Annotated in this window: 25 protein-coding genes; 17 read left to right on the forward strand and 8 right to left on the reverse strand. The window is 71.6% G+C overall.

Features of this window, described 5'->3' with window-relative positions:
• Positions 1–194: 194 nt before the first annotated feature.
• Positions 195–1016: a hypothetical protein gene (locus tag ACVW19_RS25415; protein ID WP_457462046.1), complete on the forward strand. Its 822-nt coding sequence runs from the start codon at positions 195–197 to the stop codon at positions 1014–1016.
• A gap of 181 nt (positions 1017–1197) precedes the next feature.
• On the opposite strand, the gene ACVW19_RS25420 is transcribed toward ACVW19_RS25415, so the two are convergent.
• Positions 1198–2001 carry a VOC family protein gene (locus ACVW19_RS25420; protein ID WP_457462048.1) on the reverse strand — a complete coding sequence of 268 codons (804 nt, stop codon included), beginning with the start codon at positions 1999–2001 and terminating at the stop codon, positions 1198–1200.
• Positions 2002–2300: 299 nt separating this feature from the next.
• On the opposite strand from ACVW19_RS25420, the gene ACVW19_RS25425 reads away from it, so the two are divergent.
• A complete protein-coding gene (locus ACVW19_RS25425) occupies positions 2301–3152 on the forward strand; it encodes a sulfurtransferase (RefSeq protein ID WP_457462050.1) in 852 nt (283 codons plus the stop codon).
• Positions 3153–3245: 93 nt separating this feature from the next.
• Here the strand turns inward: ACVW19_RS25425 and sepH are convergent, their stop codons facing one another.
• Positions 3246–4268 carry a septation protein SepH gene (gene sepH, locus ACVW19_RS25430; RefSeq protein WP_457462052.1) on the reverse strand — a complete coding sequence of 341 codons (1023 nt, stop codon included), beginning with the start codon at positions 4266–4268 and terminating at the stop codon, positions 3246–3248.
• A 498-nt stretch (positions 4269–4766) separates the two neighbouring features.
• Here sepH and ACVW19_RS25435 point away from each other — a divergent pair, with 498 nt between their 5' ends.
• A complete protein-coding gene (locus ACVW19_RS25435) occupies positions 4767–5642 on the forward strand; it encodes a hypothetical protein (RefSeq protein WP_457462054.1) in 876 nt (291 codons plus the stop codon).
• On the opposite strand, the gene ACVW19_RS25440 is transcribed toward ACVW19_RS25435, so the two are convergent.
• Complete coding sequence (locus ACVW19_RS25440) at positions 5566–6885, reverse strand: D-arabinono-1,4-lactone oxidase (protein ID WP_457462055.1); 1320 nt, start codon at positions 6883–6885, stop codon at positions 5566–5568. The two genes, ACVW19_RS25435 and ACVW19_RS25440, sit on opposite strands and share 77 nt — an antisense overlap.
• Positions 6845–8104 (reverse strand): MFS transporter, encoded by a 1260-nt coding sequence (locus ACVW19_RS25445; protein ID WP_457462057.1) that lies wholly within the window; start codon positions 8102–8104, stop codon positions 6845–6847. Before ACVW19_RS25445 ends, ACVW19_RS25440 begins: the two co-directional genes overlap by 41 nt.
• A 166-nt stretch (positions 8105–8270) precedes the next feature.
• Here ACVW19_RS25445 and ACVW19_RS25450 point away from each other — a divergent pair, with 166 nt between their 5' ends.
• Together ACVW19_RS25450 and ACVW19_RS25455 are read left to right on the forward strand one after the other, a co-directional pair.
• Positions 8271–9401, forward strand: a complete 1131-nt coding sequence (locus tag ACVW19_RS25450) for a ferrochelatase (RefSeq protein ID WP_457462059.1) — start codon at positions 8271–8273, stop codon at positions 9399–9401.
• An 8-nt stretch (positions 9402–9409) separates the two neighbouring features.
• Positions 9410–10225: an inositol monophosphatase family protein gene (locus ACVW19_RS25455; RefSeq protein ID WP_457462060.1), complete on the forward strand. Its 816-nt coding sequence runs from the start codon at positions 9410–9412 to the stop codon at positions 10223–10225.
• 143 nt (positions 10226–10368) lie between these two features.
• On the opposite strand, the gene ACVW19_RS25460 is transcribed toward ACVW19_RS25455, so the two are convergent.
• Positions 10369–10542 carry a hypothetical protein gene (locus ACVW19_RS25460; protein ID WP_457462062.1) on the reverse strand — a complete coding sequence of 58 codons (174 nt, stop codon included), beginning with the start codon at positions 10540–10542 and terminating at the stop codon, positions 10369–10371.
• 448 nt (positions 10543–10990) lie between these two features.
• Between ACVW19_RS25460 and ACVW19_RS25465 the strand changes: the two genes are divergently transcribed.
• From ACVW19_RS25465 to ACVW19_RS25480, 4 genes are all read left to right on the forward strand, one after another.
• Positions 10991–11644 carry a response regulator transcription factor gene (locus tag ACVW19_RS25465; protein ID WP_406725090.1) on the forward strand — a complete coding sequence of 218 codons (654 nt, stop codon included), beginning with the start codon at positions 10991–10993 and terminating at the stop codon, positions 11642–11644.
• A 4-nt stretch (positions 11645–11648) separates the two neighbouring features.
• Complete coding sequence (locus ACVW19_RS25470) at positions 11649–12896, forward strand: sensor histidine kinase (RefSeq protein ID WP_457462064.1); 1248 nt, start codon at positions 11649–11651, stop codon at positions 12894–12896.
• A gap of 390 nt (positions 12897–13286) precedes the next feature.
• The gene (locus ACVW19_RS25475; RefSeq protein ID WP_003993510.1) at positions 13287–13583 is read left to right on the forward strand and encodes a DUF4193 domain-containing protein; all 297 of its coding nucleotides are present in this window, start codon (positions 13287–13289) and stop codon (positions 13581–13583) included.
• Between the two features lie 13 nt (positions 13584–13596).
• On the forward strand, positions 13597–14529 hold the full coding sequence (locus ACVW19_RS25480) for a hypothetical protein (RefSeq protein ID WP_457462065.1): 933 nt from the start codon (positions 13597–13599) through the stop codon (positions 14527–14529).
• A 54-nt stretch (positions 14530–14583) separates the two neighbouring features.
• On the opposite strand, the gene ACVW19_RS25485 is transcribed toward ACVW19_RS25480, so the two are convergent.
• On the reverse strand, positions 14584–15045 hold the full coding sequence (locus ACVW19_RS25485; protein WP_457462066.1) for a DUF3093 domain-containing protein: 462 nt from the start codon (positions 15043–15045) through the stop codon (positions 14584–14586).
• Positions 15046–15101: 56 nt separating this feature from the next.
• Here ACVW19_RS25485 and ACVW19_RS25490 point away from each other — a divergent pair, with 56 nt between their 5' ends.
• The 8 genes from ACVW19_RS25490 to ACVW19_RS25525 all read left to right on the forward strand — a co-directional run bounded on the left by ACVW19_RS25490 (position 15102) and on the right by ACVW19_RS25525 (position 22824).
• Complete coding sequence (locus ACVW19_RS25490) at positions 15102–15686, forward strand: PaaI family thioesterase (RefSeq protein WP_457462068.1); 585 nt, start codon at positions 15102–15104, stop codon at positions 15684–15686.
• Positions 15683–16243: a dUTP diphosphatase gene (gene dut, locus ACVW19_RS25495; RefSeq protein WP_457462070.1), complete on the forward strand. Its 561-nt coding sequence runs from the start codon at positions 15683–15685 to the stop codon at positions 16241–16243. The genes ACVW19_RS25490 and dut overlap by 4 nt, the downstream gene beginning before the upstream one ends.
• 1 nt (position 16244) lies before the next feature.
• Entirely contained in the window at positions 16245–17015 is a 771-nt protein-coding gene (locus ACVW19_RS25500; RefSeq protein ID WP_457462071.1) for a DUF3710 domain-containing protein, read from the forward strand.
• Positions 17016–17179: 164 nt separating this feature from the next.
• Positions 17180–17884 (forward strand): ABC transporter ATP-binding protein, encoded by a 705-nt coding sequence (locus tag ACVW19_RS25505; protein ID WP_457462073.1) that lies wholly within the window; start codon positions 17180–17182, stop codon positions 17882–17884.
• Between the two features lie 378 nt (positions 17885–18262).
• Complete coding sequence (locus ACVW19_RS25510) at positions 18263–20857, forward strand: ATP-binding protein (RefSeq protein ID WP_457462075.1); 2595 nt, start codon at positions 18263–18265, stop codon at positions 20855–20857.
• Positions 20854–21531: a response regulator gene (locus ACVW19_RS25515; RefSeq protein ID WP_457462076.1), complete on the forward strand. Its 678-nt coding sequence runs from the start codon at positions 20854–20856 to the stop codon at positions 21529–21531. Before ACVW19_RS25510 ends, ACVW19_RS25515 begins: the two co-directional genes overlap by 4 nt.
• A gap of 123 nt (positions 21532–21654) precedes the next feature.
• A complete protein-coding gene (locus tag ACVW19_RS25520; protein WP_202277656.1) occupies positions 21655–22053 on the forward strand; it encodes an OB-fold nucleic acid binding domain-containing protein in 399 nt (132 codons plus the stop codon).
• Positions 22054–22056: 3 nt separating this feature from the next.
• Entirely contained in the window at positions 22057–22824 is a 768-nt protein-coding gene (locus ACVW19_RS25525; RefSeq protein ID WP_457462078.1) for a DUF3159 domain-containing protein, read from the forward strand.
• Positions 22825–22896: 72 nt separating this feature from the next.
• Here ACVW19_RS25525 and ACVW19_RS25530 read toward each other — a convergent pair whose 3' ends face one another.
• Positions 22897–23574 carry a potassium channel family protein gene (locus tag ACVW19_RS25530; protein ID WP_361455465.1) on the reverse strand — a complete coding sequence of 226 codons (678 nt, stop codon included), beginning with the start codon at positions 23572–23574 and terminating at the stop codon, positions 22897–22899.
• Positions 23574–24245: a potassium channel family protein gene (locus ACVW19_RS25535; RefSeq protein WP_457462079.1), complete on the reverse strand. Its 672-nt coding sequence runs from the start codon at positions 24243–24245 to the stop codon at positions 23574–23576. Before ACVW19_RS25535 ends, ACVW19_RS25530 begins: the two co-directional genes overlap by 1 nt.
• Positions 24246–24433: the final 188 nt, after the last annotated feature.

Here is a 24433-nt window from a genome sequence, read left to right on the forward strand (position 1 = left end):
GCCCGGGCCCGTGGTCCTCGTGGGCTGCTTCGGTGGTCTCGTCGGTCGCCCGGGTCAGCCGCTCGGTGATCCGGGTGGCATAGGCCCACAGGAAGGACTGACGACAGGAGCGAGTAGGTGACGCCCCGTCGTGGTGGCTCCGGCTTCTGGCCGTCCGCTCGCGGAGCTCCTTAGCCGTGCGCTTGAATGATCGAATGGCTGTGGCAATGGACGAGGAGACGGTGTGCGCGTTCGCCGACGACACCGAGGTCACCGAGGGGCGGATCCTGCTCGCCGACGGTGCGGTGGTCGAGGCGGGGAGCGAGCCCCGAGGCATCGGCGGTCTGGTGCGGGGCGGCTCGGGCGCCGCCTGCGGGGTCCTGGTGCAGGTCGTGGGTCGGGAACTGGCGGCGGAATGCGATGGTGCGTGCGTCCCGACGTCGGGACGCTTGTGCCGGCATGCCGTCGCACTCGCCCTGTACGCCGTCGAGCGGCGCCTGCCCTGGCACGCCGCGCCTGCCGACGACGCTCGCCGTGTCATGGGTGAAGCCCTGAACGCGCTCACCGCCGTGGAGAAGGCCGCAGTGCTGGACAGGCTGCTGGAGGCCCGGCCCGAACTGCGTGTGGAAGCCGACCGGTTGGCCGTACGCGTGCTGGACCCGCGGGCACGCGCCGAACTGACAGCCCTTCAGGAGAGGACCGCGGCTGATGTCGAGCACCTCCTGCGGGCCCTGGACATCGACCATTTGAGCACCGGCCATCGTCCGGGCTTCGGGTACACCGACGTCCACGAGGCCGCGAGCCGCCTGATCGAGCCGGTCATCGAGAAGTACGAGGTCGATGTCCGCCGCCGTCTGGAGTTGGGCATGCTCGACGCGGCCGAGGCCGTGGCCCTCGGCGTACTCGACGGCCTGGACGCCTGTGAAGGCGAATACGACGGCGACGAGGTGCTGTGCTACGCCGGGGAGGACCTCGCCGAGACATACGGGTACACCCTCCGCGAACTGATGCGCACCGAGGGCCGGGCCGTGGAGTAGTCCCGCAGCGCCCGGCCCGCGTCGTGTGGACGTGCAGGCCGACGGCAACGCGCTGCGCTGACGTCTACGAGGGGCGCACAGCACCGGAACCGGCAGCGACCGGACCGGCCTGAACCCGCGTCCGCTTCCTCCCGGAGGAAGCCCTGCGTTCGCGGTGGTCGTCGGCCGCGAAACCTGACCGTCAGAGAGGGCTCTGCAGGAGCGCGAACCGCGCCCCCTCCGGGTCCGTCACCGTGGCGGTGCGGCCGTGGGCGTCGGTGTGGGACTGTCTGAGGATCTGGCCGCCCAGGTGCAGGACGTGGTCCACCGCGTCGTCGAGGTCGGCCACGGTGAAGTACGTCGTCCAGTGCGGTCCACGGTCCCGGAGCAGGCCGTTGCCCACGCCGTGGACGGCGGCCACGGGGCGGCCCCCCAGGTGCAGGGTCACGTGGTCGACGTCGGTGGAGATCTCCGGTTCCACGGTGTAACCGAACACCGAGGCGTAGAACTTGGCCACGCGTTCCGACTCGAAGGTCGTCAGCTCGTTCCAGGCGGGCGCGCCGGGCACCCCGGTGACGGCCGTGCCGAGGTGCGCGGACGCCTGCCGGATGCCGAAGACGGCCCCCGAGGGGTCGGAACAGATCGCCAGCCGCCCGGCGTCGGAGGCGTCCAGCGGGCCGACCCCGACCGTGCCGCCGCAGGACCGCACGAGCTCGGCCGTGCGGTCCACGTCCGCGGAGGCGAAGTAGGGCGTCCAGGCGATGGGCAGATGACGGTCCGGCGGCAGCAGGCCGATGCCGGCCACCTCGCGGCCGTCGAGCAGTGCGCGTGCGTACGGGCCGAGTTGCTGTGGGCCGGGCCGGAACTCCCAGCCGAACAGCGCTTCGTAGAACCTCCGGGCCGCGTCGGGTCCGTGCACCATGAGGCTCACCCAGCAGGGTGTGCCGGGCGCGTGCCGGACGGGTGCTTCACCGTCTCGGCGGGCGGACCCCCGTGCATCGGTCATCGTCACTCTCTTCTCGACCCGGGCGAGGGTCGTGTCGCGTCCGTTTCGCGGATCGTCGCCGTGCTGCTCCAGGCATCAGCCACGGCGCCGCGCGCCCTGGGCCCGCCCCGTACGGCGGTTCCGTCTCCGGAGGATGCCCGATGTACGGGCCTCCGCTCTTTTCGACGCGCTTGCCGGATGATGTCGATCGGTAGTACAGCATGTGCCCGATCCCATACGCCTCGTGATCGGGTCTGCCCGGCCGAGCAGATTAGCCGGACATGGACGACTCGGCCACCCCGTGCGCGAGGATGGTGACCATGAACGCCATCATCTCCGCATCCGAACTCGCCAGTGAACTGGCGGGCGGTGACCCGCCGGTGCTGCTCGACGTCCGCTGGCAGCTCAGCACGCCCGCGGCGGCCGGTGAGCCGCCGTTCGACGGCCGGGCCGCCTACCTGGCCGGACATCTTCCGGGTGCCGTTTTCGTCGACCTGGACCGGGAGTTGGCCGCCCCGCCGGCCGGGCGGGGACGCCATCCGCTGCCCGATCCGGAGGAGTTCGGTGCCGCGATGCGCCGCGCGGGCGTGTCGGCGGGCAGGCCGGTGGTCGTGTACGACGGCGGGCTGGGCTGGGGGGCCGCCCGCGCGTGGTGGCTGCTGCGCTGGACGGGTCACCCGGACGTGCTGGTCCTCGACGGCGGGTTGCCGTCCTGGGACGGCCCGCTCGAGACCTCGGTGCCACAGTCGGACGAGGGCGACTTCACGCCGGTGCCGGCGGAGGCCGGGCTGCTCGACGCCGACGGCGCGGCGGCGCTGGCCCGGTCCGGGCTGCTGCTGGACGCGCGGGCGGGGGAGCGCTACCGGGGCGAGGTGGAGCCGATCGACCGGGTCGGCGGGCACATCCCGGGCGCGGTCTCGGCGCCCACCACCGAGAACGTCGGCCCGGACGGCCGATTCCTGTCCGCCGGTGAACTGGGCGCGCGGTTCAGGGCGTTGGGCGCGTCCGCGGACACGCCGGTCGGCGTGTACTGCGGTTCCGGTGTCTCGGCGGCGCACGAGGTGCTGGCGCTGGCGGTGGCGGGCATCCCGGCGGCGCTGTACGTCGGGTCCTGGTCGGAGTGGTCGTCGGACCCGGAGCGGCCGGTCGCGGTGGGGCCGGATCCGCAGTAGGTGCGTGGCGGAAGCGGAAGGGGGGTGCTCGCCCGGGCGAGCACCCCCCTTCCACACTGACCGACGCCGGATCACCTCAGTGCCGGGTCCAGGTCATTCCTGCTTCTTGCGCCGCGTTCCGAACACGATCTCGTCCCAACTCGGCACCGCGGCGCGGCGGCCCGGCCGGACGCCGTCCGCCTCCGCCTGACGGTCGGTGGAGCCGACGAGACGGTCCCGGTGACTGCTGACGGCACGGGGCATCAGGACGTCCGCGTAGGCGGAACCGGCCGAAGCGGCCGGGGCCGGGGGCTCCTCCGCCTCGGGTTCGGAGTCGGGCTCCTCGGGGACGGGCTCGGGCGCCCGCTCGGGAACCACCAGGTCGCCCCGGAAGCTCGGCACCGCCTCCAACAGGCTGGTGAGCGAGTCCCGCTCACCGCCTGCCGGGACCGCCGACTCCTCGTCGGACTCGGGCCCGTGGCCGGGCGGCAGGCTCTGCCGCTCGCGCGGCAGCCGGGCGATGCGCGGCACGAACGGGAAGCTCGGTTCCGGTGCCGCGGCGAGGTCGTCGGACTCGCCGATCAGCGAGCGCGCCTCGTCGTCGACGGCCTGGACGAGCCGCCGGGGCGGGTCGTACGTCCAGCTCGCCGAGTGCGGCTCGCCCGCGACCCGGTAGACCAGCAGCACCTCCCAGGTGCCGTCGTCGCGGCGCCAGGAGTCCCACTGCACGGTGTCCTTCTCGGCGCCGCGCAGCAGCAGCCGCTCCTGCACGGCCTCGCCCAGCGGCGGGCCGGAGTTCTCGCCGGGCCGGCGGACGGGGGTCTTGCGGGCGCGCTCCGCCATGAAGGCGCGCTCGGCGAGCACGGGGCCCTCGAAGCGCCGGACGCGGTCCACGGGAATGCCGGCCATCTGCGCGACCTCTTCCGCGGTCGCGCCGGCGCGTATACGCGCCTGGATGTCGCGGGGGCGGAGATGGCTCTCCACCTCGATCTCGATCTGGCCGAGGCGTGGACGGTCGCCCCGTACGGCGGCGCGGAGTCGTTCGTCGATCGGAAGCGTGTACTCCGTGCTGTCCGCAGCCTTCAGCACCAGCCGTGTGCCGTCATTCGAGACGGCCACGACACGCAGTTCGGGCATGGGGACCTCCCGGGTGGTGCCTGCCGACGTCACGTGCGTCGCTGCTTCCGCTAGTCGAGTGTGGCCTGCCCGGGTGCAGCCTGCCACAACCTTGCCGAGTTGCCCGGCGTGTCGGGCATGGGCCCTGGATCGCCGTTATGGCACGGTTACCTATTCGCAACGCTAAGTGACCAACCGCGTCACCCTGTGCAACTAGCCCCCTCCCGGCGGTCCTCAAGGGCCGGAGCGCCCTGATGGGCGTCCGGACCCAGGGTTCGCAACAGTACTCCATTCGGGCCAAGTGCGTGGATCGGCGCGCCGCCCGACTTCTGGCAAGGGGTGCTGCTCGGCCGTCATCGCGCCGCAGCGGCCGGGCTTCCCCGGTCTCGGCGTGGCGTACTTCACGTAATCGCCGGAAACGGAACTAATGGTTTCGTTCGGGCGTCGACTTGGTGTGCATTGTCATGCAGTTGATCGTTCATGTGAGGGAACGTGCGGGAAGGCGGGCAAGGTCCGAGGATGCGTGAAAGGCCGGATGTCGCGGGTGAGTCGAGTGTCGCCGGGGAGGTGAGGGCCGAGGGGGAGGCGAAGAGCCCTCGGATCGACCTGAGCGTGCCGCAGGTCGCGGGCAGCGCGGTGGCCGCGGTGCTGGGCGCCCAACTCGCCTCTTCCTTCGGCGTCTACGGGACGATCATCGGCGCCGGAGTCATGAGCATCGTCGCCACCTGCGGCGGAACGCTCTTCCAGCACTTCTTCAAGCGCACCGGCGAGCAGTTCCGCGTGGCCTCCGCGGGGTCCGGCCGCCCGGTCACCGCGGCGGCCGGGCGGCGGAACGTGCCCGCGCCCGGCGAGTTCACCGAGGGCACCGTGTACCGGGGCCGGACCAGGGGAGTGCGGTGGAACGGGAAGCGGGTGCTGGTCGCGACCGCGCTGGTGTTCGGGATCACGATGGCCGGAATCACCACCTACGAACTCGTTTCGGGCCAGAGCCTCAGCGGTGAACCCAGCACCACCATCGGCAACGCCGTCACCGGTCAGCACGCGTCCGGCTCCGGGGGTTCCGGCGGTTCGGACGACCAGTACTCCGGTGACCCCGACGACTCCGGAACGTCGAACGACCCCGGTACCTCGGACGGTTCCGAGGACTCCGGCGGGGACGGACCGGAGCCCACGCCCTCCGCGACGCCTCAGGACGGAGGTGCCGCCACCGGATCCGGCGACGGCACGCCGGACGGCGACGACGCGTCGGCGGGCACCCCGGACAGCACCGGGAGCCAGGGCTCCGGCGACAGCGCGACCCCGGAACCGGAGGTGTCCGCTACGACCCCAGGACCCTCCGCAGATAGTCGTTCCGGAAGCGGCGTTCAGGATCAAGGCGGTTCCGCAACGCCGTGAACTCGGCGAAACGCGGATACACCCGGGAGAGGTAATCGGCGTCCCGCGTGTTGATCTTCCCCCAGTGGGGCCGCCCCTCGTGGGCGGTGAAGATGCGCTCCGCCGCCGTGAAGTACCCCTGATAGGGGGTCCCCCGGAACATGTGGACCGCGATGTACGCGGTGTCGCGGCCGGAGGCCGTGGACAGGGTGATGTCGTCGGCCGGAGCCGTACGCACCTCGACGGGGAAACTGACCCGGAGGGGTGAACGGTCGACCATGGCCTTCAGCTCGCGCAGCGTGTCCACCAGGGCCTCGCGCGGCACCGCGTACTCCATCTCCACGAAGCGCACCCGGCGCGGCGAGGTGAACACCTTGTACGGGACGTCGGTGTAGGTCCGCGCGGACAGGGCCCTGCTGGAGATCCGCGCGAGGGCGGGGACGGTCGCGGGCACCGCGCGGCCGACCCAGTTGGCCGCCTGGAAGACGCCGTTGGAGAGGAACTCGTCCTCGATCCAGCCCTTGACGGGATGCACCGGCCGTTCCGGGCCCGCACTGCGGTTGTTCCGCTTGGTGTTGGTGTTGCCGGTGTGGGGGAACCAGTAGAACTCGAAGTGTTCGTTCTCGGCGTGCAGCTCGTCGAACTCGGCGAGGACGCGGCCGAGGGGCATCGGTTCCTCGCGGGCCGTCAGCAGGAAGATCGGTTCGACGGCGAAGGTGATCGCGGAGACGATGCCGAGGGCGCCGAGGCCGATCCGGGCGGCCGCGAAGACATCAGGATTCTCCTTCTCGGAGCAGACGAGCACCGAGCCGTCGGCGGTGACCAGTTCCAGGCCCCGGATCTGCGCGGCGACGGAGGCCGAGTCACGGCCGGTGCCGTGGGTGCCGGTGCTGGTGGCCCCGGCGACGGTCTGCTCCATGATGTCGCCCATGTTGGTGAGCGACAGCCCCTCCCGCGCGAGAGCGGTGTTGAGCCGCTTGAGCGGGGTGCCGGCCTCCACCGTGACGGTGCCCGCCGCCCGGTCGATGTCGCGTATCCCCGTCAGCAGGTGGGGGCGGATCTGCACGCCGTCGGTGGCGGCTATGGAGGTGAAGGAGTGCCCGGTGCCGACCGCCTTCACCGGGAGACCGTCCTCGGCGGCACGGCGTACGGCCGACGCCAGCTCCTCGACGGAGGCCGGCGTGACCTCCCGCGCGGGGCGGGCGAGGACGGTGCCTCCCCAGTTACGCCATGTTCCGTTCTTCGCGCTCGCCGTGCTGCCCAACGGAGCCTCCCCGACCCGGAGCCGGCCGCTCGAGCCGGCGGTACCCGAGGAAACCGACCACGACCGCGACGGCTCCGGCCACCGCCGGAACCCCGTACCCGGCACGCGCCCCGGCCGCGTCGATCACCCAGCCGGACGCGGCGGAGCCGAGAGCGACCCCGACCGCGAGCCCGGTGCTCACCCAGGTCATGCCCTCGGTGAGCTGCGCGCGTGGTACGTGCTCTTCGATGAGGGACATCGTCGTGATCATCGTGGGAGCGATGGACAGACCCGCAAAGAACAGCGCCACGGTCAGAAACGGCAGGTTCCCGACCAGTAGGAGGGGGATCATACTCACGGCCATGGCACACACGCCCAGCAGCCAGCGGCGCTCTGGTGCTCCGGCGAAGCGCATCAGCCCGAACACGACCCCCGCCGTGCAGGAGCCCAGCGCGTACACGGCGAGCACCACACTGGCGGCGGCCTTGTGCCCGCGCTCCTCCGCGAAGGCCACGGTGACCACGTCCACGCCGCCGAAGATCGCCCCGGTCGCCGCGAACGTGGCCACCAGGACCCGCAGTCCCGCGGAGCGCAGCGCCGTGCCGCCGGGCGCCGACGCACGGCCCCCGCCCGTGCGTTCGCGCGGGTGCGGGGCGGGTTCGGTGGCGCGCTGTGCCGTCAGCCAGAAGACGCCGACCGCCAGGAAGCAGGCCGCGAGCAGCGGACCGGCCTCCGGGAACCAGGCCGTGGAGAGCCCGATGGAGACGATCGGGCCGAAGATGAAGCAGAGTTCGTCCACCACGGACTCGAAGGAGTACGCGGTGTGCAACTGCGGGGTGCCCCGGTACAGATCGGCCCAGCGGGCCCGGACCATCGCGCCGACGCTCGGCACGCAGCCGATGCCGACGCAGGCGACGAAGAGCACCCAGTCCGGCCAGCCGTAGTGCGCGGCGAACAGCAGCAGCGCCGCCGCGGTGAGGGAGAACAGCGTCGCCGGGCGCAGGATCCGCCGCTGCCCGTACTGGTCCACCAGGCGGGAGACCTGGGGGCCGGCCACCGCGGCGGCCATGGCGATGGTGGCCGCCAGGGCGCCGGCCAGGCCGTACCGTCCGGTCAGCTGGGAGATCATCGTGACCACGCCGATGCCCATCATGGACAGCGGCATCCGGCCGAGGAACCCCGCGGCCGAGAAGCTCTTGCTGCCGGGGGCGGCGAACAGGGCGATGTAGGGACGGGGCACGAGGTCTCCGAAAAGCTCAGCAAGGAACGACCGCGAGAGACCGGGCTCCCAGTAAGGTGCGACCGCAGTGGATACAGCTTACTGGTTAGGTGACCCTAATGTATCCCGTGGTCCGGTCGGCCCCCGCCGTTACCCGGCTGTCGGTGCCTGATGGCAGGATCGAGGCATGCCTGACGAGCTCGATCCCACCCCCTACGACGCCCTGCTGCTGCTCTCCTTCGGAGGCCCCGAAGGCCCGGACGACGTGGTCCCGTTCCTGGAGAACGTGACACGCGGGCGCGGCATCCCCAAGGAACGCCTGAAGGAAGTCGGGGAGCACTACTTCTTGTTCGGCGGGGTCAGCCCCATCAACGAACAGAACCGCGACCTGCTGGCCGCGCTGCGCGAGGACTTCGCCGACCACGGCCTGAACCTGCCGGTCTACTGGGGCAACCGCAACTGGGCGCCGTACCTCACCGACACACTGCGCGAGATGATCGGCGACGGCCGCCGCCGCATCATCGTCCTGGCGACCAGTGCCTACGCCTCGTACTCCGGCTGCCGCCAGTACCGCGAGAACCTCGCCGAGGCCCTGGCGACGCTGGCGGCCGAGGGCCTGGAGCTGCCCGAGGTCGACAAGCTGCGGCACTACTTCAACCACCCCGGCTTCCTGGAGCCCATGGTCGACGGGGTCCTCCGCTCGCTCGCCGAGCTGCCCGAGGTGGTGCGTGACGGTGCGCACATCGCCTTCTGCACCCACTCGATCCCCACCGCCTCCGCCGACACCTCCGGCCCCGTCGAGGAGCACGGCGACGGCGGCGCGTACGTACGGCAGCACCTGGACGCGGCCCGGCTGATCGCCGACGCCGTACGGGAGCGCACCGGCGTGGACCACCCCTGGCAGCTCGTCTACCAGTCCCGCTCCGGCGCCCCGCACATTCCCTGGCTGGAGCCCGACATCTGCGACCACCTCGAGGAGCGGCACGCGGCCGGGGTCCCGGCCGTGGTCATGGCCCCCATCGGCTTCGTCTCCGACCACATGGAGGTCATCTACGACCTCGACACCGAGGCCGCGGCCAAGGCGGGGGAGCTGGGACTGCCGGTGCGCCGCTCGGCGACCGTGGGCGCCGACCCGCGGTTCGCCGCCGCGATCCGGGACCTGATCGTGGAGCGCGCGGCCACCGAGCGCGGCCAGGACGACGTCACCCCCTGCGCCCTGGGCGCCCTGGGGCCGAGCCACAACCTCTGCCCGGTGGGCTGCTGCCCGGCCCGTGCCCCGCACCCCGCCGCCGCGGGCGCCGACAGCCCCTACGCGTGAGGAGCGCCGTGACCGACCCCCTGCACGCGGAACTGCTGGAGCTGGCCCGCGAGGCGGCGCGGCGCGCGGGTGAGCTGTTGCGGGACGGACGGCCGGCCGACCTGGAGGTCGCCGCGACCAAGTCCAGCCCGATCGACGTCGTCACCGAGATGGACATCGCGGCCGAGAGACTGATCACCGGTCTGATCGCCGAGCACCGGCCGGACGACGGCGTCCTCGGCGAGGAGGGCGGCACGACCGAGGGCACCAGTGGTGTCCGCTGGGTGATCGACCCGCTCGACGGCACGGTCAACTACCTGTACGGGCTGCCCACCTGGGCCGTCTCCATCGCCGCCGAGCAGGACGGCGAGACCGTGGTCGGGGTGGTCGCGGCCCCGATGCGCGGCGAGACGTACCACGCCGTCCGCGGCGGCGGCGCCCGTGCCACCGGTGCCTGGGAGGGCGAGCGCACGCTGACCTGCCGCCCCGCACCGCCCCTCGACCAGGCCCTGGTCTCGACCGGCTTCAACTACGTCACCGAGGTCCGCACCCGTCAGGCCGACGTCGCGCAACGGCTGATCCCGCTCCTGCGGGACATCCGGCGCGGCGGCTCGGCCGCGGTCGACCTCTGCGACCTGGCCTGCGGCCGCCTCGACGGCTACTACGAGCGCGGACTGCACCCCTGGGACCTGGCGGCGGGTGACCTGATCGCCCGGGAGGCGGGCGCGCTGACCGGTGGACGGCCAGGTGAGCGCCCCTCGTGGGATCTCGCGGTCGCGGCCACCCCGGGCGTCTTCGAGCCCCTCCAGCGGCTGCTGGAGGACTTCGGGGCCTGGCACGACTGACTGGCGGACGACCGGCGGACGACCGGCGGAGGACTCCGCGGGAGACGACGAAGCGGGCCCCCGGTGCTGGATTCACCGGGGACCCGCTTCGATCGCGTTCGCGCATGAGTACCGACGCGCCGGCAACGACGCGGTCGGGCTGATCAGGCGTAGGACGCGCCGACCTCCACACCGTGCTCGGCAGCGAGCCGGCGCAGGTCGTCGAGCTCGCCCTGCTCCACCTCGACGAGGAAGTCGTCACCCTCGTCGCGGGCCCGGGACAGATCGGACTCGGTCGTCCTTATGCGCTGCAGAAGTCCTGCGGTGAAAGCGTCCATGCTGCGCCCCCTCGTCCTGGGTCGTGGGTCGATGGCACGACGGCGTGCCGTTCGAAAGGGACGATCACGTCTGCGGTGGATGACCGGCGCCGCTCGGCCTTGGGTCTGCGGCGTCGGACACCCGGGTCCGCTCTGCGGGAAACGGACTGATGCGCACCACGGTGTGGCACGGTGCAAGCAGAGCGTGATCGCGGGATGTAAACCCGTCCTCCCCAGGCTCCCTTCCGCGGAAACCTCACCGCACGAGAAAATCTCGTATTTCCATGCTGTTCGTCCGGACGTTCCCCCGTCCTGTGCCCCCGAGCCACCGTCCGTTCCCGCTCGCGGACCTCGCCTTACAGCCGACTTATGGCCGAAAAGGGCAGGATGGAGGCAACACACCCACCGGCACCCTGCCCGCGTGCGCTCCGGAGCGCTGCCCGGCGGGACTTGAGGAAGGACAAGCGACGTGCGCGTACTCGTCGTCGAGGACGAGCAACTGCTCGCCGATGCGGTGGCCACCGGACTGCGCCGGGAGGCCATGGCCGTCGACGTCGTGTACGACGGTGCGGCCGCCCTGGAGCGCATCGGCGTCAACGACTACGACGTGGTCGTCCTCGACCGCGACCTCCCCCTGGTGCACGGCGACGACGTGTGCCGCAGGATCGTCGAACTCGGCATGCCCACGCGCGTGCTGATGCTCACGGCCTCCGGCGACGTCAGCGACCGGGTCGAGGGCCTGGAGATCGGCGCCGACGACTATCTGCCCAAGCCCTTCGCGTTCAGCGAGCTCATCGCGCGCGTGCGCGCCCTGGGGCGGCGTACCAGCGTGCCGCTCCCGCCGGTCCTGGAGCGTGCCGGGATCAAGCTCGATCCCAACCGCCGCGAGGTGTTCCGCGACGGCCAGGAGGTACAGCTCGCGCCCAAGGAGTTCGCCGTCCTCGAGGTGCTCATGCGCAGCGAGGGCGCCGTCGTCTCCGCGGAGCAACTGCTGGAGAAGGCCTGGGACGAGAACACCGACCCGTTCACCAACGTGGTCCGGGTGACCGTCATGACTTTGCGCCGCAAGCTGGGCGAGCCGCCGGTCATCGTGACCGTGCCCGGCTCGGGCTACCGGATCTGATCCCGTGGCCGCCACCCCCACACCCGCCCCGGGGTCCCCGCAGGCACCTCCGAAGCCCACCTGGGACCCCCGCAGACCGGTCCCGCCGTTCCCCTGGCTGCGCCCCACCATCCGGATACGGCTCACCCTGCTCTACGGCGGCATGTTCCTGATCGCGGGCATCCTGCTGCTGTCGATCATCTACCTGTTCGCCGCGAACGCGCTGAGGATGGGCAGTGAACTGCCCTTTCGGATCCTCTCCGGACAGGTGTCCAGCGAAACCTGTCAGCTGCGCAGCGCGCAGCTGCCCGCGGACGAGCTGAACAGAGCGCTGAACGAGTGCGTCAACGAGCAGCGCCAGCACGCTCTGGACAACCTGCTCAGCCGCTCCCTCCTCGCCCTGCTCGGCCTCGCGATCATCGCCTTCGCCTTCGGATACGCGATGGCCGGCCGCGTGCTGTCGCCGCTGGGCCGGATCACCCGCACCGCACGCGCGGTGGCGGGCTCCGACCTGTCCCGCCGGATCGAGCTGGACGGCCCGGACGACGAGCTCAAGGAGCTGGCCGACACCTTCGACGACATGCTGGAGCGGCTGCAGCGGGCCTTCACCGCCCAGCAGCGCTTCGTCGGCAACGCCTCGCACGAACTGCGCACCCCGTTGGCGATCAATCGCACACTCCTCGAGGTGCACCTCTCCGACCCGAACGCGCCGGTGGAGCTCCAGCAGCTGGGCAAGACGCTGCTGGCCACCAACGAGCGCAGTGAGCAGCTCGTCGAGGGCCTGCTGCTGCTCGCCCGCAGCGACAACCAGATCGTCGAGCGCAAGCCGGTGGATCTCGCCGAGGTGGCCTCCCAGGCCATCGACCAGGTGCACGCCGAGGCGCAGGCCAAGGGCGTGGAGATCCGCGGCGACCACGAGCCCGCGGTCGTCCAGGGCAACGGCGTACTGCTGGAGCGGATCGCGCTGAACCTGGTGCAGAACGCCGTGCGCTACAACGTGGCCGAACAGGGGTGGGTGGAGGTCACCACCCAGGTCCAGCACGGGCAGGCGGTCCTGGTGGTGACCAACACCGGTCCGGTGGTCCCGGCGTACGAGATCGACAATCTGTTCGAGCCGTTCCGGCGGCTGCGCACCGAGCGGACGGGCAGTGACAAGGGGGTCGGGCTGGGGCTTTCCATCGTCCGGTCGGTGGCGCGGGCGCACGGCGGGCACATCTGCGCCCAGCCGCGCGAGGGGGGCGGGCTCGTGATGCGGGTCACCCTGCCGATCTGACATCATGTCGCCGACAACGGAGACGTTCGCTTTCGGCGGAATTTCCGAAGGGTGTCTCCGTCGCCCCCGTGTGGGATCGCTCACAGGAGCGCTTCCCGGCCCATCCACCCTCCGTGATCATGAACCCGCTGAAAGGCCGGGAAGGTCCCGGTTTTCGGGACCCCTGATCACGGGAAGTACACGGTGGGGCGGCTTTGAAGTGCCGCGTTCGGACCGTGTACGGTCCCCATCGCATCCACGCCGGTCACTCGTGAGGAGTCCGGTTGGGTGTCGATTGAGTAACAGACCTTGATGTGAGGCAAAATCTCCGCCTCAGGTCGGGCACAAGTCCGGCCTCTCACGCGTTAGTGCGCTGGAGACACCGCATACACCCAGAGGGGGAGAGCGACAATGGCAACCGATTACGACACTCCACGTAAGACCGACGACGACGTCGACTCGGACAGTCTTGAAGAGCTGAAGGCCCGCCGCAACGACAAGTCGGCCTCAGCCGTGGACGTCGACGAGTTCGAGGCCGCAGAGGGCCTGGAGCTGCCCGGGGCGGACCTCTCGAACGAGGAACTGGCCGTCCGCGTCCTGCCCAAGCAGCAGGACGAGTTCACGTGCATGAGCTGCTTCCTCGTGCACCACCGCAGCCAGCTGGCCCGGGAGAAGAACGGTCAGCCGATCTGCCGCGACTGCGACTGAGGGCGGGTCGGCCGTGACCGGCTCGACCCCTCCTCGGAAGCGCCGCTTCCTCACGAGAGGAGCGGACTCGGGGCCGCAGGACGGCCCTCAGCGCGACACGCGTGACCACGAGCGAGGCTCAACCGACACCGGGGCGGCCTCGCTCGAACGCGCAGTCGACCGGGGTGACCTCCCGGTATCCGCGGAGGTCACCACCACCGCACCGGCGGCTCGCCGACGGGCCGAGGCGTTCCGGGACAAGGCCAGGGAAGGCGCCCGCAAGGGCGGTGCCCGCGCGCGTGCGGGCCTGGCACATCTCACGGACCGGATCATCGACATGGCCCCGCGGGTGCCCGTGAGGGACCTGCAGACGCTGCGGGGGCAGTTCCCCGGGCTCGGCCCCGAGGAGCTCGCGGACAAGCTCGTGGCGGGCGCGGCGAGGGCCACGGCGACGGTCGGGGCCGGAGTCGGCGCGGTGGCGATGATGCCCGTGCCGCCCGCGATCCCCACGGAGCTGGCCGCCGAGGTCACCGGCGTCGCCGCGATCGAACTGAAACTGATCGCCGAACTCCACGAGGTCTACGGCGTACGACCCGCGGGCAACCTCGCCCAGCGCAGCACCGCGTACCTGAACGCCTGGTCGCAGGAGCGCGGAATCGAGGCGACCAAGCCCTCCACCGTGAGCGCGGCGATGAACAGCCGCATGAAGCGCGAACTGCGCCAGCGGATCATGAAGCGCACCGTGCGCAATCTGCCGAACCTGATGCCGTTCCTGGTGGGCGCCGCCGTCGGCGCGGTCATGAACCGCAGGGACACCAGGAAGCTCGCCGCCCGCATCCAGACCGACCTGCGCAGGATCCAGGTCCCCTGGGACGCCCTGCCCGCGCTCCCGGCCCTCGAGACCCCGGCCGACGCCCTGGACCTGGACACGTTCACCGGCGAGGAGAGCGGACGCGGAGCCCCCTGAACCCCACCGGCCCCGTGCTGCCCGGCCGGCCGTGCCCGGCCGGGCACGGCCCTGCTAGGCGGCGGCCTTCGCCGCCCGCAGTGCCTCCGCCAGCCGCTGCGGCTCACGCGTCGAGAGGAAGGCGTACGGCGTCGGGTCCTCCGGGTCGGTGATCTCCACCCGCACCGCCCCCGGGATGTAGGCCCGCAGCAGCATGAAGCAGCGCGGGTCCGCGCGGTGGGTGCGCCAGGCACGGGCCTCCTCGGCGTCCAGGGCCTCCGCCTCGCCCAGTGCCGTCACCGGGATCCTCGCCTCACCGGCGATCAGCAGGCCGCCCACGACCCGGATGCGCGCCGAGCCGTACGCGCTGACCACGACCGCCGCCGCGGCGCTGCCGACGGCCAGGCCGCCGAGCATCGGCAGGGTGCCGAGCGGCAGCACGATCAGGGCCAGCGAGACACCCGCGAGCAAGGAGATCAACCACCAGGAGCGGGGCGCGGTCAGGCGTTCTTCGTACGGGGCGGCGGAGAGCTGCATGGATCCAGCTTGGCAGGTGTCGGGGGACGGCCGACGCGCGGGTAAGGTCTGCGCCTGTGAGTGGTACTTCCCCAGTTCTTCAGCCCCCCGCCGATGCCGTGAAACCGGTGCGCCACCCGGACGCGCCCGCACCCGGTGAGCTCCTGGGCGCGCACTACGGCCAGTGTTTCGGCTGTGGCGGCGAACAGCCCCACGGACTGCACCTCGAGGCGCGGGCCGGCGAAGGGGTGTCGGTCACCGCCGCGTTCACCGTGCGGCCCGCCCACCAGGGCGCCCCCGGCCTGGCGCACGGCGGGGTGCTCACCAGCGCCCTGGACGAGACGCTCGGCTCGCTGAACTGGCTGCTGCGGACGATCGCCGTGACCGGCAGGCTCGAGACCGACTTCGTCCGGCCCGTTCCGGTCGACACCACGCTCCACCTGGAGGCCGAGGTGACCGCGGTGGCGGGCCGGAAGATCTACTCCACCGCCACCGGACGCATCGGCGGCCCCGACGGGCCGGTCGCCGTCCGAGCCGACGCGCTCTTCATCGAGGTCAAGGTCGACCACTTCATCGACCACGGCCGCCCCGAGGAGATCCGGGCCGCCATGAACGACCCCGACCAGGTCCGCCGCGCCCGTGCCTTCGAGGTGAACCCGTGAGCGAGCCCCGCCGCGGCGAACTCCGGGTACTGCTCAGGCGCGTCGACCCGGACGTACCGCTTCCGGCGTACGAGCACCCCGGTGACGCGGGAGCCGATCTGCGCACCACCGAGGCGTGCGAACTGGCGCCCGGCGAGCGGGCCGTTCTGCCCACCGGAGTGTCTGTGGCCCTGCCGGAGGGGTACGCGGCCTTCGTGCACCCGCGATCCGGTCTTGCCGCGCGCTGCGGCGTCGCCCTGGTGAATGCCCCGGGGACGGTTGATGCCGGGTACCGTGGGGAGATCAAGGTGATCGTGGTGAATCTCGACCCGCGCGAGGCCGTGCGGTTCGAGCGCTTCGACCGGATTGCCCAACTGGTCGTCCAGCAGGTCGAGCGGGTCCGCTTCGTGCCGGTCGCGGAGCTGCCCCGCTCGGTACGGGCCGAGGGGGGCTTCGGGTCCACCGGCGGCCATGCCGCGGTGGAAGGTAAGAGCGGCACAAGCGTTCAGGCCGCCGAAGGCGGCACAGCGGGTGGGAATCGATACGCTTCGGTCGTATCCGACCGGGAAGGACAGTGACGTGTTCGGACGTCGCAAGAAGAGGGATGCCGCCGAGGACGCGGCCGGCGAGGCCGAGCAGGTCGTCGACGGTGTCGACACGGAGGCGGAGGGCGAGCGCGAGCGGCTGAGGCTCGAGCCCGCACCGCGGCCCGACGGGCCCTGGGACAGTTCCGAGGTGAGCGCGCCCGGCGAGGGCCGGGTCGACCTGGGCGGTCTGTTCGTGCCCGGTGTGGACGGCATGGAGCTGCGGGTCGAGGTCGCGGGCGACGCGATCGTCGCGGCCACCGTCGTGCTGCACGACAGTGCCATCCAGTTGCAGGGCTTCGCGGCCCCCAAGCGCGAGGGCATCTGGAGCGAGGTCCGCGAGGAGATCGCGTCCGGCATCACCCAGCAGGGCGGCATCATCGACGAGGTCGAGGGTCCGCTGGGCTGGGAGCTGCGCGCCCAGGTGCCGGTGCAACTGCCGGACGGCACGGGCGGTTTCCAGGTCGTACGGTTCGTCGGCGTGGACGGCCCGCGCTGGTTCCTGCGCGGGGTGATCTCGGGTCAGGGCGCGGTGCAGCCGCAGGCCGCTGGGCTGTTGGAGCAGATCTTCCGGGACACGGTCGTGGTGCGCGGGGACGGCCCGATGGCGCCGCGCGACCCGATCGTCCTGAAGCTGCCGAACGACGCCCAGATGGTCCCCGAGGGCGTGCAGCAGGACGAGGGTTCCGAGGGTTCCGAGGGCTCCCGTTTCGCGGGCGGCATGGGGCAGCTGGCGCGCGGCCCGGAGATCACCGAGGTCCGCTGAGCCCGTCGAGTCAGTCGAGCGGAGCAGGGGCCGCACCCGACCGGGTGCGGCCCCTGCCCGTCCCACCCGCCCCGACCCATTGATCGACGGGGCGCCCGGCAGCGATACTGGCGGCCCGGTCCGGCGGCGACGCGCGCGACCGGTACCCGGGGGAGGGCGGGCGAATGAGCCAGGCGGTCGGCCAGGTGGTCACCGAGACCATGGTGCGCGTCGAGAACGTGCACAAGTCCTACGGCACCGGAACCGCCGCGGTCCACGCCCTGCGCGGTGTCTCCTTCGACGTACCGCGCGGTGAGCTGGTCGCCCTCAAGGGGCGCTCGGGGTCCGGCAAGACCACCCTGCTCAACATCGTCGGCGGCCTCGACACCCCGGACGAGGGGCGGGTCACCGTCGACGGGCTCGGCCTCGCCGACCTGGACGAGAACGGGCTGCTCGCCCTGCGCCGGGACCGGATCGGCTTCGTCTTCCAGTCCTTCGGGCTCATCCCCATCCTCACCGCGGCCGAGAACGTGGGGGTCCCGCTCCGGCTGCGCCGCGCCGACCCGCGCGAGCGCGAGGAACGCGTGGACCTGCTGCTGTCCCTGGTGGGCCTCGCCGACCACGCGGCACAGCGGCCGGGCGAGCTGTCCGGCGGCCAGCAGCAGCGGGTCGCCGTCGCCCGCGCCCTCGCCAACGACCCGGCCCTGCTCATCGCCGACGAGCCGACCGGTCAGCTCGACGCGGAGACCGGGCACTCCGTGATGGAACTGCTGCGCGCGGTCGTACGCAGTGAGCAGGTCACCGCGGTCGTCGCCACGCACGACGCGACCCTGCTCGACCTCGCCGACCGCGTCCTGGAACTCGGCGACGGCGAGATCGTCGAACCCTGACAGAACCTGACAGAACCTGACAGGCCCTGACGGGCCCTGGCAGACCCTGACGGCCGACCGGCGGCGTTCAGCCCGAGTCCGTCGGCGTCCGTCAGGGTTCCGTCAAGGACGCGCTCCCCGCCCCGACCAGCACCTTTCGCCGCGCCGGACGACCATAGGGTCGACTCTGCACGGGCAGCAGGGGCCACCCGGACAGCGCTGCCCTCAGACCGGAAGACAATGAGGGCGTGACTCCGCTTCCCCTCCCGAAGGAAGGGGGCTTCCAACCCGAGGGTTGCGGTCCAGCCCGAACCGATCCCTTGCGGGACACCAGAAACGTACGTCAGGGATTCGATTCCCCCACCGGCTGAAGCCGGTGGTTCCCTCGAAAGAGGTCCGATGGGACGCGGCAGACTTCGGATCCACCTCGGCGCGGCACCGGGCGTCGGCAAGACGTACGCGATGCTGTCCGAGGCGCAGCGCCGTGTCGAACGGGGCACCGACTGCGTGGTGGGGTTCGTCGAACACTACGACCGGCCGCGCACCAAGGCGCTGCTGGACGGCCTCGAACAGATACCGCGCAGGGAACTGGAGCACCGCGGCGCCGTCCTCCCCGAGATGGACCTCGACGCCGTCCTCGCCCGCCGCCCCCAGGTGGTCCTCGTCGACGAACTCGCCCACACCAATGTGCCCGGGGTGCGCAACGCCAAGCGCTGGCAGGACGTGGAGGAGCTGCTGGCCGCCGGGATCGACGTGCTGTCGACCCTCAACATCCAGCACCTGGAGTCCCTCGGCGACGTCGTGGAGTCGATCACCGGCGTACGGCAGCGGGAGACCGTACCGGACGAGGTGGTACGGCGGGCCGAACAGATAGAGCTGGTCGACATGACGCCCGAGGCGCTGCGCCGCCGCATGGCGCACGGCAACGTCTACCAGCCGGACAAGGTCGACGCGGCCCTGTCGAACTACTTCCGCCCCGGCAACCTCACCGCGCTGAGAGAGCTCGCGCTGCTGTGGGTGGCCGACCGGGTCGACGAGTACCTGCAGCGGTACCGCAGCGAGCACGACGTCTCGGCCATCTGGGGCTCACGCGAACGGATCATGGTCGGCCTGACCGGCGGGCCCGAGGGCCGCACCCTGATCCGCCGTGCCGCGCGGCTCGCGGAGAAGGGCGCCGGGGGTGAGGTGCTCGCGGTCTACATCGCCCGCGGCGACGGGCTCACCGCCGCCTCGCCGGGGGAGCTGGCCGAACAGCGGACCCTGGTGGAGAACCTGGGCGGCACCTTCCACCACGTCGTCGGGGACGACATCCCGGCCGCCCTGCTCGCCTTCGCGCGCGCGGCGAACGCCACCCAGATCGTGCTGGGCTCCTCGCGCCGCAAGGCGTGGCAGTACGTCTTCGGCCCCGGCGTCGGCGCGACCGTCGCGCGGGACTCCGGCCCCGACCTGGACGTGCACATCGTCACCCACGAGGCGATCGCCAAGGGGCGCGGACTGCCGGTGGCCCGGGGCGCCCGGCTCGGGAGGTCACGGGTGGTGTGGGGCTGGGCGGTCGGGGTGGCGGGCCCCGCGGCGCTGGCCCTGCTGCTCAACGCCTTCGACCCGGGCCTGGCCAACGACATGCTGCTGTTCCTGGCGCTGACCGTGGCGGCGGCCCTGCTCGGCGGCCTGCGGCCGGCCCTGGCCTCGGCGGCCTTCGGCTCGCTGCTGCTGAACTACTTCTACACCCCGCCCCTGCACCGCTGGACGATCTCCGACCTGAAGAACATCGTCGCCATCGTGATCTTCGTCGCCGTCGGTGCGGCGGTGGCGTCCGTGGTCGACCTCGCCGCCCGCCGTACCCATCAGGCGGCCCGGCTGCGCGCCGAGTCGGAGATCCTCTCCTTCCTGGCGGGCAACGTGCTGCGCGGCGAGACCGGCCTGGAGGCGCTGCTGGAACGGGTCCGCGAGACCTTCGGCATGGAGTCGGCGGCGCTGCTGGAACGCGCCGGCGACGTCGAGCCCTGGACCTGCGCCGGGCGGGCCGGTACGGGACCGGTCCTCGAACGACCCGACGACGCGGACGTGGACGTTCCGGCCGGGGACCACATGGCGCTCGTACTGACCGGCCGGGTCCTGCCCGCCGAGGACCGCAGGGTCCTGGGCGCCTTCGCGGCCCAGGCCGCCGCCGCCCTGGACCGCCGACGGCTGCGCGCCGAGGCCGACCGGGCGCGCACCCTCGCCGAGGGCAACCGCATCCGCACCGCCCTGCTGGCCGCCGTCAGCCACGACCTGCGCACCCCGCTCGCCGGGATCAAGGCGGCGGTCTCCTCACTGCGCTCCGAGGACGTCGACTGGTCGCCCGAGGACCGGGCCGAGCTGCTGGAGGGCATCGAGGGCGGCGCCGACCGGCTGGACCACCTGGTGGGCAACCTGCTCGACATGTCCCGGCTGAACACCGGCACGGTCACCCCGCTGATCCGCGAACTCGACCTCGACGAGGTGGTGCCCATGGCCCTCGGCGGTGTCCCCGAGGGAAGCGTCGCCCTGGACATCCCGGAGACGCTGCCCATGGTCGCCGTCGACCCCGGCCTGCTGGAGCGGGCGGTGGCCAACCTGGTCGAGAACGCCGTCAAGTACGCTCCGGCCGGTACCACCGTCCTGGTCGCGGCGAGCGCGCTCGCCGACCGGGTCGAGGTGCGGGTGGTCGACCGGGGTCCCGGCGTCCCCGACGACGCGAAGGAACGCATCTTCGAGCCCTTCCAGCGTTATGGTGACGCCCCGCGCGGTGCCGGTGTCGGCCTCGGCCTGGCGGTGGCGCGCGGCTTCGTGGAGGCCATGGGCGGCTCGCTGAACGCCGACGACACCCCCGGGGGCGGCCTCACCATGACGCTGACCCTCCGAGCGGCGGGAACACCACCGGAACCCGACCGCCCCGCCGAAACGGAACCCGGCCGCCCCGCGGAGCCGGCCCGTCCCGCAGAACCGGAAAGACCTGAAAGGCAGTCCTCATGACCCGTGTGCTGGTGGTCGACGACGAGCCGGCGATCGTGCGCGCCCTCGTGATCAACCTCAAGGCCCGCTCGTACGAGGTCGACGCCGCCCAGGACGGTGCCGAGGCCCTCCGCCTGGCCGCCGCCCGCCACCCCGACGTGGTCGTCCTCGACCTGGGCCTGCCCGACATGGACGGCGTCGAGGTGATCAGGGGACTGCGCGGCTGGACCCGGGTGCCGATCCTGGTGCTCTCCGCCCGGCAGGCCTCCGACGAGAAGGTGCAGGCGCTCGACGCGGGAGCCGACGACTACGTCACCAAGCCCTTCGGCATGGACGAGCTGCTGGCCAGGCTCCGCGCCGCCGTGCGCCGGGCCGAGCCCTCCGGCGAGGAGGACCTGAGAGTGGAGACCGACGGGTTCACCGTCGACCTGGCCGCGAAGAAGGTGCACCGGGACGGCAAGGACGTACGGCTGACCCCCACCGAATGGCATCTGCTGGAGGTGCTGGTGCGCAACGGCGGCCGCCTGGTCGCGCAGAAGCAGCTGCTGAAGGAGGTCTGGGGACCCTCGTACGGGACGGAGACCAACTACCTGCGCGTGTACATGGCGCAGCTGCGCCGCAAGCTGGAGGCCGATCCGTCCCACCCGAAGCACTTCATCACCGAGCCGGGCATGGGCTACCGCTTCGAGCGGTGAACGCACGCTCCGGTGAACGCACGCTCCGGTGAACGCACGACCCGGTGAACGCACGACCCGGCGGTTCGAGCCGGGTCACCAGGGGGTACGTAACCGTCGGAGCACCCCGGTACGCTTTCAGACATGAGTGCTGTTCCTCGCTCGGACAAACCGGCGGGCCGGTTCCGGCGTATGCTCGATCGGCTCTCCTCGTCGCAGGAGGACCTGGAGTCCGAGGAGCTGCGCGAGGACACGGAGACCGCGGGCTGCACGCGGATAGACGACTGTCAGGACCGGCAGATCGTCACGGTTACTGGTACCTTGCGCACGGTCACGCTGAGGCCGCGCGCGGGAGTCCCGGCACTGGAGGCCGAACTGTTCGACGGTTCCGCCGCGCTGGACGTGGTGTGGCTCGGTCGGCGCTCCATCGTCGGGATCGAACCGGGGCGCAAGCTGATCGCATCGGGCCGCATCGCCATGAGCAGGGGTCGCCGGGTGCTGTTCAATCCGAAATACGAACTGAGACCCCTCGGACGGGAGTAGCCGGTGACGTCGCTCGACAAGCCGACAACCGAAGACACATCCGCCAACGACGCCAAGGCGGTGACCGAGGCCGCCCTGTTCGAGGCGTTCGGCGGAGTGCGGGGCATGGTCGAGACGGTGCTGCCCGGACTCCTCTTCGTCAGCATCTACACGATCAACAAGGACCTGCACATGTCGGCGATCGCGGCGCTCGCCGTGTCGCTGGTGATGGTCGTGGTCCGGCTGGCGATGAAGGACACCGTCAAGCACGCCTTCAGCGGCGTCTTCGGCGTCGGCTTCGGTGTGGTCTTCGCGATGATGACCGGCAACGCCAAGGACTTCTACCTGCCGGGCATGCTCTACACCCTGGGCCTGGCCCTGGCGTACATCATCACCGCGATGGCCGGTGTCCCGCTGATCGGTCTGATGCTGGGCCCCGTCTTCCGGGAGAACCTCTCCTGGCGCACCCGTAATCCGGGCCGCAAGAAGGCGTACACCAAGGCCAGTTGGGCCTGGGGCCTGATCCTGCTCGGCAAGAGCGCGATCCTGTTCCCGCTGTACTGGTGGGCGGACACGACGCAGCTGGGCTGGGTCCTGGTCGCCCTGAAGATCCCGCCGTTCCTGCTCGCCGTGTACCTGACGTGGGTGTTCCTGGCGAAGGCGCCGCCGCCGATCGACGTGTTCGCGGAGATGGAGGCGGAGGAGCGGGCCGAGGAGGAGCGCAAGGCCGCCCGTGAGGCGGAGACCGAGAACGGCGGGGCGACGACGACCGGCCGGCACCGCCGCCCCTGAGTTCCGCAGCCGAACACGTGAGTGGGGGCGCCCGGAGAACACCGGGCGCCCCCACTCACGTACAGCCGTCGGCTAGCGCGCGGCGTCGTTCCGGCGTACCGACAGCAGGTCCTCCAGTTGCTCCTCGCGGGACTGGGCGGCCACGAAGAGCAGCTCGTCGCCCGCCTCCAGGGAGTCCTCCCGGGTCGGCGTGAGAACGCGCGTCCCACGGATGATCGTGACCAGTGAGGTGTCCTGGGGCCACTGGACGTCGCCGACCCGGGTGCCCGCCAGCGCCGACTCCTCGGGCAGGGTCAGCTCGACCAGGTTGGCGTCACCATGGCTGAAGCGCAGCAGCCGGACCAGGTCGCCGACGCTGACCGCCTCCTCCACCAGGGCCGACATCAGGCGCGGGGTGGAGACGGCGACGTCCACGCCCCAGGACTCGTTGAACAGCCACTCGTTCTTGGGGTTGTTCACCCGGGAGACGACGCGCGGGACGCCGTACTCCGTCTTCGCCAGCAGGGACACGACCAGGTTGACCTTGTCGTCGCCGGTCGCGGCGATGACGACGTTGCAGCGCTGGATCGCCGCCTCGTCCAGGGAGGTGATCTCGCAGGCGTCGGCGAGCAGCCACTCGGCCTGCGGAACGCGCTCGACCGAGATGGCGGTCGGTGCCTTGTCGATGAGCAGGACCTCGTGGCCGTTCTCCAGCAGCTCGCCCGCGATCGAGCGGCCGACGGCGCCGGCTCCGGCAATGGCGACCCTCATCAGTGACCGCCCTCCTCTTCGGGACCCTTGGCGAACGCCGCCTCGACCCGGTCGATCTCGTCGGTGCGCATCATCACGTGAACCAGGTCCCCCTCCTGCAACACCGTCTGGGAGCTGGGCAGGATCGCCTCGCCGAGCCGGGTGAGGAAGGCCACGCGGACGCCGGTCCGGTCCTGCAGTTTGCTGATCTTGTGCCCCACCCAGGCCGGGGAGGTGTGCACCTCGGCGAGCTGGACCCCGCCGGTGGGGTCGCGCCACAGCGGCTCCGCGCCCGAGGGGAGCAGCCGGCGCAGCATCTGGTCGGCGGTCCAGCGGACCGTCGCGACCGTGGGGATGCCCAGGCGCTGGTAGACCTCCGCGCGGCGGGGGTCGTAGATGCGGGCGGCGACGTTCTCGACGCCGAACATCTCACGGGCCACCCGCGCGGCGATGATGTTGGAGTTGTCCCCACTGGAGACGGCGGCGAAGGCGCCGGCCTCCTCGGTGCCCGCCTCGCGCAGGGTGTCCTGGTCGAAGCCGATCCCGGTGATCCGGCGGCCGTTGAACGCGGAGCCCAGACGGCGGAAGGAGGTCGGGTCCCGGTCGATCACGGCGATCGTGTGCCCCTGCTCCTCCAGGGTCTGGGCCAGGGCGGAACCCACCCTTCCGCAACCCATGATGACAATATGCATCGCCTCACACCGCGCTTCCTGCAGGCCCGTCGATCTTCATGACCATCGTGCTCATGTCTCTCTTTCGGCTCGCCGGGCAACCTGTGGCGGCCTGAGTGCGGACCGCCGGGCAACATCATGCCGGGGTGGCGCGCTTCCGATGCCCTCCGGGGCTCCGGCAGCAGCGTGCGGGGGCCGCGCGGGGCCGC

Source organism: Streptomyces sp. TE5632, assembly GCF_054061295.1.